Raw genomic sequence first — 11,501 nt, forward strand, 5'->3', positions numbered from 1 at the left:
CCGGAGCGTCACCACTGCGGGGAGGTCAGCCAGTCGAACACGTGCGGGCCCGGGCCGTCGGCGGAGTCACGCAGGACCCCGTCCACGTAGAGGAGGGGTTCACCCGGCGAGTGGACGGCGTCGACCACCTCCCCGACGACGATCGCGTGGTCGCCGCCGGGCAGGATGCTGTGCCGGCGGCACTCCAGACGTGCCACCGCACCGTGGATGCAGGGCAGCCCGAGCCGTCCCGCGCCAGCCGGGAGCCCGGCGAACCGGGCGGCCGATCGTCCTGCGAAGGCCAGTGCGATCTCACCCTGCCGGGCCGCGAGCACGTTGACGACGAAACCGTCGGCGGCGGCGAGGTTGTCGTGCATGCGCCGATCTCGTCCGATACAGACCAGGACGAGCGGCGGGTCCAGGGACAGGGAGCAGAACGCGCTGATCGTGCAGCCGACCGGCGTTCCGTCGGGAGCGCGCGCCCTTCGATCCGAAGCCGGGGAGCGGGCGGCCATCGACGATGCGCGTCGCGATCGAGCGCGCCCTGGCCGACGCCGGCCTCGCCCCCGGCGACATCGACGTCGTGTTCGCCGACGGCGCGGGGGTTCCGGCCCTCGACGGCGCGGAGGCCGCCGCCCTGCGCGAGGTCTTCGGGCCCTTCGGCGTCCCGGTCACCGTCCCCAAGGCGGCCTACGGCAGGGCCGGCGCCGCCGGCGGGCCGCTGGACGTGGCGGCGGCGCTGCTGGCGTTCCGGGACTCCTTCATTCCACCGACCGTCAACACGACCGACGTGCCCGGCGCGTACGGTCTCGACCTCGCCCGCGAAGGACGGCGCGCGGCGCTGCGGGCGGCTCTCGTGCTGGCCCGCGGCCACGGGGGATTCAACTCCGCGCTCGTACTGACCCACCCGAACCGCTGAAACCCTGGAGAGCAGGAGATCATGTCTTCGCCCCTCATCACCCAGGAGACCCTGTTCCGGATCCTGGTCGCCACCGCCGGTGAGAGCGACGCACTGCACGGCGACGCGCTGAACACCCCGTTCGAAGAGCTCGACTACGACTCGCTGGCACTGATGGAGGCCGCCGCCCGCATCAAGCAGGAGATGGGGGTCAGCATCCCCGAAGAGGAGCTCGTCGAGGTCAAGACGCCGAGGGAGATGCTCGACCTCGTCAACGAGCTCATCGGAGAGGCGCGATGACCGGGCCGGCGACCGTCCCGCAGACCAGGACCGCCACCCACACGATCGAGGTGCGGGCGACCGCGGGGGCCGTCTACCAGCTGGTCGCCGACGTGACCAGATGGCCGGTCATCTTCGGCCCGACCGTCCACGTCGAGCGGACCCATGAGGAACCGGGCGCCGAGCACTTCCGGATCTGGGCCACCGTGAACGGGCAGGTGAAGAACTGGGAGTCGCGGCGCCGGTTCGATCCCCGGGCGCTGCGGATCTCCTTCCGGCAGGTGCGGAGCGCCGCGCCGCTGGCGTCGATGGGCGGTGAATGGACCTTCCGCCCTCTCGGCCCCGCGCGTTGCGAGGTGGTGTTGCAGCACCACTACGCGGTGATCGACGACGATCCGGCCGCGGTGGCCGCCATCGCCCGGGCCCTGGACGACAACAGCGAGGCGGAACTGGGCGCGTTGCGCCGTGTCGCGGAACTCGGCTGCTCCGCCGGTGAGGCCGCCTTCGCCTTCGACGACGTCGTCTACACCACGGGGCGCGCCCGGGACGTCATGGACTTCCTGGCCCGCGGCGATCTCTGGGCGGAGCGCATACCGCACGTCAAGGCGGCCCAGATGTCCGAGTCCGACGGGGTCCAGCGGCTCACCATGGACACCGAGACCCCCGACGGCTCGACGCACCGGACCTCGTCGACCCGCCTGCTCATCGGCGACACGCTCGTCTACAAGCAGCATCTGCCGCCGAAGCTCCTGATCGGTCACGCGGGACAGTGGGCCGTGCGCGCGACGCAGGGCGACGGCGCGGTGGTCACCGCGCGTCACATGGTCCTGGTGGATCCGGAATCGGTCCAGGACGTGCTCGGCGCGGAGGCCACGCTCGCGGACGCCCGCCGCTTCGTCAGGAGGGCCCTCAGCGACAACAGCACCAAGACCCTTGAGCTCGCCGGCGCCTACGCCGAGTCCTCCGCCTCCCCCGCGGAACGCGAATGACCGCGACGCCGACGACCGCGGCGTCGACGACCAGGGCATCGACGACCACGACGCCGACGACCACGGCTCAGGTGATCGAGCTCGCCGGGCGGGTCCACGTGTACGAGCAGGCCCCCGGGGGCTGGTGCGTCAACAACGCCGGGATCGTCGTCGACGGCCGCGGGGCGCTGGTGATCGACACCGCGGCCACCGAGACCCGCGCGAAACGGCTGCGCGACGCGGTCGACGGCCTCGCGTCCGGACCGCGCAGGGTGGTGGTGAACACCCATGCGCACGGCGATCACACGTTCGGCAACCACGTGTTCGGGCCCGCCACGACGGTGATCGCACACGAGGACTGCCGGACGGACATGGACCGGCACGGCCTGGCGCTGACCGGGCTCTGGCCAGGGACGGACTGGGGGGAGATCGAGCTCGTCCTGCCGGACATCACGGTGACGGACGGGCTGACCTTGCGCTACGGATCCGAGGCCGCGGAGGTCGTCCATGTCGGTCCCGCCCACACCGAGGGCGACCTCGTGGTCTGGCTGCCCGGGCCGCGGATCCTGTTCGCGGGGGACGTGCTGTTCTCCCAGGTCACCCCATTCCATCTCTTCGGTTCCGTCCGGGGGACCCTGGCCGCCATCGAGCGGCTGCGGGACCTCGGCCCCCGGACCGTCGTCTGCGGGCACGGCCCGGTGGCGGGCCCGGACGTGCTTGAGGAGAACGCCTCCTACCTGCGATGGATCCTGCGGCTGGCCGAATCCGGGACGGCTGCCGGTGAGACGCCTTTGGAAGTGGCGGGCGGTGCCGACCTCGGCCGGTACGGGCAATGGATCGACACGGAGCGAATCGTCGGGAACCTGCACCGGGCCTATCTGGAAATGGACGATGCCACACCGGGCGGGCCGATCGACTACGCGGACGTTCTCGCCGACATGGTCGCCTACAACGACGGTGAACCGGCCTGCCTCGCATGAACGGAACGCCGGACCGACCGAAGACCGCAAAGGAGATGATCGATATGCCGGATTCGAGACCGGTGGCCCTGGTCACCGGCTCCACCTCGGGAATCGGCGAGGCCGTCGCCCGCCGATTCGCCGCCGGCGGCTTCGGCGTCGTGCTGAACTCGGCACGCTCGGTCGACGCCGGGAAGACGCTCTCCGCCTCCCTTCCCCATTCGATGTACCGGCAGGCCGACATCGCAGACCACGACCAGGTCCGGGACCTGGTCGACGAGACGATCGCCACCTTCGGCCGCCTGGACGTCCTCGTCAACAACGCCGGACGCACCCGCCCGATACCCCACGGCGATCTGGACTCGGTCACGCAGGAGGACTGGCAGCGGATCCTCGGGCTCAACGTCGTCGGCACGTGGAACCTGAGCGTCGCGGCGATGCCCGCGCTGCGGCGATCGGCCGGCGGGGCGATCGTCAACATCTCGTCGATAGCCGGCAGCCGCCCGGCGGGAAGCTCGATCCCGTACGCCGTCAGCAAGGCGGCCGTCGAGCACATGACGCGGTTGCTGGCCGCCGTCGTGGGGCCCGAGGTGCGGGTGAACGCGGTCGCCCCCGGCCTGATCGACACACCGTGGACGGCCGGCTTCACCGAGATCAAGGAGCGGGTGGCGACGACGACCGCGCTGCGCCGGGTCGGCCTTCCCGGGGACGTCGCCGACGCGGTCTTCGCGCTGTCCCGGGCCGAGTACACGACGGGCACGGTCCTGTACGTCGACGGCGGTGCACATCTCGCTTGACGAACAGGAGTGTTCGTCCGGAGGTTTTCATGTCAGCGGTGAGCAACGACACCTATGTGGCGGTACAGAGATTCTACGCGGAGGTGATGCAGACCCTGGACGACGGGAAACTCGACGAGTTCGTCCAATGGTTCACCCCGGACGGAGAGTTCGAGCATTCCCAGGGGAGCCCACCGGCTCGGACACGTGCCGGCATTCTCGCGGAAATGCTGGACCATCCCTCGAATTCCCAGAACCCGGACGTGCGGCGCCGGCACTGGTTCGGGCACATGAAGGTCGATCGCATCGACGAGCACACGCTGGACTGCTTCACCTATGCGATCGTGCTGAACTCGAAACCGGGGGAGGCCCCCTACGTCTCCTTCAGTGGCGCCGTGCAGGACGTCCTCGTCGAAGCGGGCGGCGAATTCCTGATCCGGCGCCGCACGCTGGTCAACGACCGGCTTCGTTGATCCTGCAGATCGTCCGGACCGCACGGATATTGACGAAGGGACACGAATGAGCATCGCGGACGAGCGCGTTCTCGCGACTCCGCCCTCCCCGGCCCCGCCCCCCGCTCCGCCTCCGCTCCGCGAACGCGTGACGGAGCTGGCGGCGCTGCGGGAACGCATCCGGCGGGGCGACCCCAAGGCGACCATGGCGCAGCACTCCCGGGGCAAGCTGTCCGCGCGCGAGCGGCTCGGGCTGCTCTTCGACGAGGGGACGTTCACCGAGATCGAGGCCCTGCGCCGGCACCGCGCCACCGGTTTCGGCCTGGAGGCGCGGCGTCCGCACACCGACGGGGTCGTCGTCGGCTGGGGCCTGGTCCACGGCCGGACCGTCTTCGCGTACGCCCACGACTTCCGGATCTTCGGCGGCGCGCTGGGGGAGGCCCACGCGGAGAAGATCCACAAGGTGATGGACCTGGCCGAGAGCACCGGGGCCCCGATCGTCGGGCTGTGCGACGGCGCGGGCGCGCGGATCCAGGAGGGCGTCACGGCCCTGGCCGGGTACGGCGGGATCTTCCAGCGCAACGTCCGCAGCTCCGGGGTGATCCCCCAGATCAGCGTGATCCTCGGGCCCTGCGCGGGCGGTGCGGCGTACTCCCCGGCGCTCACCGACTTCACCTTCATGGTGCGCGACATCGCCCAGCTCTTCGTCACCGGCCCGGACGTGATCCGGGCCGTCACCGGGGAGGTGATCGGCCATGACGAGCTCGGTGGCGCGGACGCCCACGCCTCGCTCTCCGGAGTGACCGCGTTCGCCTACGACGACGAGGAGAGCTGCCTCACCGACGTGCGGTACCTGCTGTCGCTGCTGCCGTCGAACAACCGGGAACCGCCCCCGGCCGCGCCGTCCGGCGACCCCGCCGACCGGCGCGCCGACCGGCTGCTCGACCTGGTGCCGGCGGACCCCGGCCGGTCCTACGACATGCGCGCGGTCATGGCCGAGATCGTGGACGACGGCGAGTTCTTCGAGGTGCACGAGCGATGGGCGGCCAACGTCGTCTGCGCGCTGGCCCGGCTGGACGGGCATGTCACCGGGATCGTCGCCAATCAGCCCGCGCACCTGGCCGGTGTGCTGGACGTCCACGCCTCCGAGAAGGCGGCCCGCTTCGTCCGGATGTGCGACGCGTTCAACATCCCGCTGGTGACCCTGGTCGACGTGCCGGGCTTCATGCCGGGGGCCGACCAGGAACACGGCGGCATCGTCCGGCACGGGGCCAAGCTGCTCTACGCCTACTGCGATGCCACGGTTCCGCGGATCCAGGTCATCCTGCGCAAGGCTTATGGCGGTGCCTACATCGTGATGGACTCGCGTTCGATCGGCGCGGACCTCTCCCTGGTCTGGCCCACCAACGAGATCGCGGTGATGGGCGCCGAGGGCGCCGCCAGCGTCATCTTCCGCAAGGAGATCCAGGCGGCGGCGGATCCGGACGAGGCGCTGCGGCGGCGCGTGGCGCAGTACAGGGACGAGCTCATGCACCCCCACTACGCCGTCGAACGGGGCTTGGCGGACGACATGATCGACCCGGCCGAGACCAGGTCCGTGCTCGTCCGGTCGCTGGCGATGCTCCGGGCGAAGCACCGTGCGCTGCCTTTCCGCAAGCACGGGAACCAGCCGCAATGAGGCTGGTGAAGGGCCACCTTGACGACGAGGAGCTGTTCGCGCTGGCCGTGGTGCTCCTGGCGGCCGTCCGCCGGGCGCCGGAACCGGCCGGGTTCCGGGGGGCCGGCCCGGTCCGGTGGGTCCGTCACGCCGTTCATCTTCCGAATCCGTGGGAGCGGCCGTGGGGGACGCCATGCGCAAGATACTGATCGCCAATCGCGGAGAGATCGCGGTGCGGGTGGCCCGCGCCTGCCGGGACGGGGGCCTCGCCTCGGTCGCGGTCTACGCCGACCCTGACCGGAACGCCCCGCATGCCCGGCTGGCCGACGAGGCGTTCGCGCTGCGCGGGGACACCCCGGCCGAGACGTACCTGGACCAGGAGAAACTCCTGCGGATCGCCGCGGAATCGGGCGCCGACGCGGTGCACCCCGGGTACGGGTTCCTCTCGGAGAACGCCGGGTTCGCGCAGGCCGTGCTCGACGCGGGCCTGGTCTGGATCGGGCCTCCGCCGGAGGCCATCCGGGTGCTCGGCGACAAGGTGTCCGCACGCCGGATCGCGGCGCGCGTCGGCGCGCCGCTGGCGCCCGGCACCACCGGCGCCGTCGGCGGTGCCGCGGAGGTGCTGGAGTTCGCCGACCGGCACGGCCTGCCGATCGTCGTCAAGGCCGCGTTCGGCGGCGGCGGACGCGGGCTCAGGATCGCGCACACCCGCGAGGAGATCCCGGAGCTGTACGAGTCCGCCGTCCGGGAGTCCGCCGCCGCCTTCGGCCGCGGAGAGTGCTTCGTGGAGCGGTACCTGGAACGCCCCCGGCACGTGGAGACCCAATGCCTGGCCGACGTGCACGGCGACGTCGTGGTCGTGTCGACCCGCGACTGCTCACTCCAGCGGCGCAACCAGAAGCTGGTCGAGGAGGCCCCCGCGCCGTTCCTCTCCGACGGGCAGGAGGCCGAGCTGCGGGACGCGTCCAAGGCGATCCTCCGGGAGGCCGGCTACGTCGGGGCCGGCACGTGCGAGTTCCTGATCGCGGCCGACGGCACGGTCTCGTTCCTGGAGGTCAACACCCGCCTCCAGGTCGAGCATCCGGTGACCGAGGAGGTCACCGGCCTGGACCTGGTCGCGGAGCAGTTCCGGCTGGCCCGCGGCCTTCCGCTCGGATACGGCGACCCGGAGCCGCGCGGCCATGCGATCGAGTTCCGGATCAACGCCGAGGATCCGGGACGCGGCTTCCTCCCCGCCCCGGGCCGTGTCGTCCGCTGGGAGCCGCCGTCCGGCCCCGGGGTCCGGCTGGACGCGGGCGCCGAAGCCGGCACCGTGGTCGGCCCGGCATGGGACTCGATGCTGGCCAAGCTGATCGTGACCGGCGCGGACCGGGAGCAGGCCCTCGCCCGCGCCCGCCGCGCCCTGGCCGAGTTCCGGGTGGAGGGACCGGCCACCACGCTGGCGTTCCACCGCCACGTCGTCGACGACCCCGCCTTCGTCGCGGCTCCGTTCGCCGTGGACACCCGCTGGATCGAGACCGAGCTGGCCGGCCGCCTCCCCCCGTCCGGCCCGCCGGCGGCGGTATCGGACGAACCCGCCGACGAGTGGACGACCCTCGTCGGGGAGGTGCAGGGACGCCGGGTGGAGATCTCCCTTCCCGCCTCGTTCGGCCGGTCCGCCGCGCCACCGCCCCGTCCCCGTCGCGCCGGCTCATCCGCCGCGCGCCCGGTCACCTCACGCGAGGACCTCGTCGCGCCGATGCAGGGCACGATCGTCAAGATCGCCGTCCAGGAGGGCGACCGGGTGAACACCGGGGACCTGATCGCCATGCTCGAAGCGATGAAGATGGAGCAGCCGGTGCACGCCCACAGGCCGGGGATCGTCACCGGCCTGTCGGTCACCGCGGGCACCACCGTCACCACCGGCACCGTCATCTGCCGCATCACCGGCTGAACGGCCGCCGGATGCCGTCAGTGGTCGATGAGAGGGGGTGAAGGCGTTCCTGATGTCGTCCTGGGACGGCTTCACGTACCTCTTGGGGTCGGGGCCGAGGTCGGTGCCCAGGAAGGAGCCGTACGTGATGACGGAGGGGCAGCTGCGCCCGCCGATCTGCACCTTGCGGTCGGCCACCAGCCTTCCCGTCCGCAGCTCGTACACACCTTGACCGGGACAACGCCTCACAGGATCAAAGGAATTCGTGGGAACCGGGACGCGCTATTACCAGTAAATCCCCGCCCAGCGCTGATCGCCACCGCAGGCCGGCCCTTGATGCGTTAATCGGCCCAATGATCTGCCGTGGTGCCAGGCCAGTCAATTCACTTCTCGCAAGGGCGTTTCCGCCTCAGGAGCGCGCGTCGTTTCACGTGGCCGGGCCCGCCGTCGCGATCGTGGGTCCGGATCGGGTGACGTGCGAGGACGTGTCCGGAAGCGGCGTATGTGATCGATGACCCTCGGGGGCCGTCCGGGCGGGGCGATGATGGCGGTCATGCCGGGCAGTGAGGGGACGGAGCGACCGCCGTCCTCCGCGCCCTCGCCGGTGACCGGGGCGGGGGAGCGGTCGATCGGGGCGGGGCGGATCTCGGGCATCGCTTCGACCGGTGACAACACGACCAACATCCAGGCGGTGCTGCCGCCTCACGCGCTGCGGCCGGCGGCGGAGGTGGAGGCCCCGGCGGGGCTGGCGAACGTGCCCGGACGTCATCACCTCTTCGTCGGCCGCCGCGCCGAGCTGGACGAGCTGGACGCGGTGCTGGAGGCGGCGAGCGGGGTGGTCGTCGCGGCGGTGCACGGACTGGGCGGCATCGGCAAGTCGACCCTGGCCGCCCGCTACGCCGCCGACCGCGCCGGCCGGTGGGGCCCGGTGTGGTGGATCACCGCTGACACCCCGCAAGGGGTGCAGGCGGGTCTGGCGGCGCTGGCCGCGGCGCTGCAACCGGCGTTGCAGACGGTGCTGTCCCTGCGGGAACTGGCCGGGTGGGCGCTGGACTGGCTGGCCTGCCACCGGGACTGGCTGCTGGTGCTGGACAACGTCAACGATCCCGCCGACGTCGCCCCGGTGATGGACCGCGCGGCGCGTGGCCGGGTGCTGATCACCAGCCGCCTGGCCGAGGGCTGGCACCGCCTCGGCGCGCAGGTCGTCCGGCTGGAGGTCCTCACCCAGGAGCAGGCGGTGGAACTGCTCACCCGGATCATTTCCGGGACCACTGCGTCCGGTGACGCTGGAGGCGCGGGCCCGTTCCGGGGGGTGCGGGGGGTCGTCCCCTCACAGGAGACGGGCCCGGTGCCGTCCGGTGCCGCCGAGCTGGTGGCCGAGCTGGGGTGCCTGCCGCTGGCCGTGGAGCAGGCCGCCGCGTTCCTGCACCAGACCCGCCTCTCCCCGGCCCGGTACCTGGAGCTGCTGCGCGAGAACCCGGCCGTGATGTACGACCGGACCGCCCGCGGCGCCGACGGTGAACGCACCGTCGCCGGGATCTGGCGCATCACCCTGGACGCTCTGGCCGGCACGCCGCTGGCAGGGAGGCTGCTGCGGGTGGTGGCGTGGTGGGCGCCGGAGGCCATACCCCGCGGTCTGCTGGACCCGCTGGGCGATGCGGTGGAGGTCGCCGCCGCGCTCGGGGAACTGGCCGCCTACAACATGGTCTCCCTGGACGCCGGGACGGTCACGGTGCACCGGCTGGTCCAGGCCGTCGCGCGCACTCCGGACGCCACCGACCCGCACCGGCGTCCCGACGACATCGCCGCCGCCCGCGACCAGGCGGCGCAGCTGCTGAACCGGGCCCGTCCCTCCGATTTCCGGGATCCGGCGCTGTGGCCGTTGTGGCGGACGCTGCTGCCGCATATCGACGCGCTCGCCGTCCACACCGACCCAGACGCCGACACCCTGGACATCCTGCCCCTGCTCAACTGGACGGCGGCGTTCCTGAACGGCCAGGGAGCCGTCCAGCGCGCCATCGCCTACTACACCCGCGGCCTGGCCGGTGACCAGCGCCTCCGCGGCGACCTCGACCCCGAGACCCTGCGCTCGCGCAACAACCTCGCCAGCGCCTACCAGTCGGCGGGGGATCTGCGCCGGGCGATCCCGCTCTACGAGCGGACCCTCGCCGAGTGGGAACAGGTGCTCGGCAGCGATCATCCCGACACCCTGAACTGCCGCAACAACCTCGCCAACGCCCTCCAGGCGACGGGGGCCCTCGGCCGGGCGATCCAGCTTTATGAGCGGACCCTCGCCGACCGGGAGCGGGTGCTGGGCGATGACCATCCCGACACCCTGCTCTCCCGCAACAATCTCGCTCACGCCTACCAGTCGGCGGGGGACCTCGACCGGTCACTTCCGCTGTACGAGCGGACCCTCGCCGATCGGGAGCGGGTGCTGGGCGGCGACCATCCCGACACCCTGCTCTCCCGCAACAACCTCGCCAGCGCCTACCAGACCGCGGGGGATCTGGATCGCGCGATCACCCTGCATGAGCAGACCTTCGCCGATCGGGAGCGGGTGCTGGGCGGCGACCATCCCGCCACCCTGCAATCCCGCAACAACCTCGCCCACGTCTACCAGTCGGCAGGGAGTCTCGACCTGGCGATCCCCTTGTACGAGCAGACACTCGCCGACCGGGAGCGGGTGCTGGGCAACGATCACCCCGACACCCTGAACTCCCGGAACAACCTCGCTCACGCCTACCAGTCGGCGGGTGATCTCCAACGGGCGATCCCCTTGTACGAGCGGACGCTCGCCGACCGGGAGCGGGTGCTGGGCGACGATCACCCCGACACCCTGATCTCCCGCAACAATTTCGCCTACGTCCGTCAGGCGGCGGGAGATCTCGGCCAGGCGATCCGGCTGTACCGGCAGGCCCTCGCCGACTGCGAGCGGGTGCTGGGCGCCGACCACCCGACGACCAAGGTCGTGCGCGGCAATGTGGAACGGGCCGAGCAGGCCCAGGCCGAGCAGCCGCCCGCCTGATCCCGACGAGACGCCCTCGACGAGCTGATGGCCATCGCCGAAGCCATGTCTGCCCGCGCGCATCTTGGCGCCAAGGGCGACAATGACCTGTCCTAACTGAAGGTGTTCACTCAACCACGCTCCGCACATCATGGGTCGAGGGCCGTCCGGCGGCCTGCCCGCCTGCCTGCAGCATGCCGATCCAAAGGGAGCTCCCATGCAGACCCCCTCCCGTATCGCCTTCGCCGTGGCCGCCATCACCACAGGGGCCCTGATGGGCACGGTCGTCCCCGCCTCGGCGGACGACAGTTGCCCTGCGGGCGCCCTATGCGTCTGGGAACACGCGAACTTCCAGGGGCACAAAGGAGTGTTCTATGAGCCTCAGCCGGACCTGACCCGCCAAGGACTCGATAAGAACATCAGCAGCCTCAAGAACCACGACAACGAAGACTGGTGCCTGTACGCAGGCAAGTACTACGGCGGCGCGGACGGACGCGCCCTCTCCGGAAGGGACCTTCCCACGCTGGGCGTCTTCGACGACCTGACCAGATCGCTCCAGCCCTGCCCCTACTGACCGGCAGACGACATCGCGCCCGCCGATCGCGTGGGACCGA

The 11,501-nt window shown here is 71.4% G+C and carries 11 protein-coding genes; 10 read left to right on the forward strand and 1 reads right to left on the reverse strand.

All coding sequences use genetic code 11. The annotated features are described in order from the left end of the window. Positions 1-8 precede the first annotated feature (8 nt). The gene (locus tag AGRA3207_RS22855) at positions 9-494 is read right to left on the reverse strand and encodes a flavin reductase family protein (RefSeq protein WP_231329087.1); all 486 of its coding nucleotides are present in this window, start codon (positions 492-494) and stop codon (positions 9-11) included. Between the two features lie 5 nt (positions 495-499). On the opposite strand from AGRA3207_RS22855, the gene AGRA3207_RS22860 reads away from it, so the two are divergent. The 10 genes from AGRA3207_RS22860 to AGRA3207_RS22905 all read left to right on the forward strand — a co-directional run bounded on the left by AGRA3207_RS22860 (position 500) and on the right by AGRA3207_RS22905 (position 11,461). Further along, a complete protein-coding gene (locus tag AGRA3207_RS22860) occupies positions 500-898 on the forward strand; it encodes a beta-ketoacyl-[acyl-carrier-protein] synthase family protein (protein WP_231329088.1) in 399 nt (132 codons plus the stop codon). Between the two features lie 21 nt (positions 899-919). Beyond that, positions 920-1,177, forward strand: a complete 258-nt coding sequence (locus tag AGRA3207_RS22865) for an acyl carrier protein (RefSeq protein ID WP_231329089.1) — start codon at positions 920-922, stop codon at positions 1,175-1,177. Next, entirely contained in the window at positions 1,174-2,145 is a 972-nt protein-coding gene (locus tag AGRA3207_RS22870) for an aromatase/cyclase (protein WP_231329090.1), read from the forward strand. The genes AGRA3207_RS22865 and AGRA3207_RS22870 overlap by 4 nt, the downstream gene beginning before the upstream one ends. Next, a complete protein-coding gene (locus AGRA3207_RS22875) occupies positions 2,142-3,104 on the forward strand; it encodes an MBL fold metallo-hydrolase (RefSeq protein ID WP_231329091.1) in 963 nt (320 codons plus the stop codon). Before AGRA3207_RS22870 ends, AGRA3207_RS22875 begins: the two co-directional genes overlap by 4 nt. A gap of 44 nt (positions 3,105-3,148) precedes the next feature. Beyond that, entirely contained in the window at positions 3,149-3,880 is a 732-nt protein-coding gene (locus AGRA3207_RS22880; RefSeq protein ID WP_231329092.1) for an SDR family NAD(P)-dependent oxidoreductase, read from the forward strand. A gap of 38 nt (positions 3,881-3,918) precedes the next feature. Beyond that, on the forward strand, positions 3,919-4,332 hold the full coding sequence (locus tag AGRA3207_RS22885) for a nuclear transport factor 2 family protein (protein ID WP_231329093.1): 414 nt from the start codon (positions 3,919-3,921) through the stop codon (positions 4,330-4,332). A 46-nt stretch (positions 4,333-4,378) separates the two neighbouring features. Then, positions 4,379-5,989 carry an acyl-CoA carboxylase subunit beta gene (locus AGRA3207_RS22890; RefSeq protein WP_231329094.1) on the forward strand — a complete coding sequence of 537 codons (1,611 nt, stop codon included), beginning with the start codon at positions 4,379-4,381 and terminating at the stop codon, positions 5,987-5,989. A gap of 172 nt (positions 5,990-6,161) precedes the next feature. Further along, positions 6,162-7,901 (forward strand): acetyl/propionyl/methylcrotonyl-CoA carboxylase subunit alpha, encoded by a 1,740-nt coding sequence (locus tag AGRA3207_RS22895; RefSeq protein ID WP_231329095.1) that lies wholly within the window; start codon positions 6,162-6,164, stop codon positions 7,899-7,901. Between the two features lie 532 nt (positions 7,902-8,433). Further along, on the forward strand, positions 8,434-10,908 hold the full coding sequence (locus AGRA3207_RS22900; RefSeq protein WP_231329096.1) for a tetratricopeptide repeat protein: 2,475 nt from the start codon (positions 8,434-8,436) through the stop codon (positions 10,906-10,908). A gap of 196 nt (positions 10,909-11,104) precedes the next feature. Then, a complete protein-coding gene (locus AGRA3207_RS22905; protein ID WP_231329097.1) occupies positions 11,105-11,461 on the forward strand; it encodes a peptidase inhibitor family I36 protein in 357 nt (118 codons plus the stop codon). Positions 11,462-11,501 lie beyond the last annotated feature (40 nt).

This window comes from Actinomadura graeca (genome assembly GCF_019175365.1).
In the GTDB taxonomy this organism is placed as follows: domain Bacteria; phylum Actinomycetota; class Actinomycetes; order Streptosporangiales; family Streptosporangiaceae; genus Spirillospora; species Spirillospora graeca.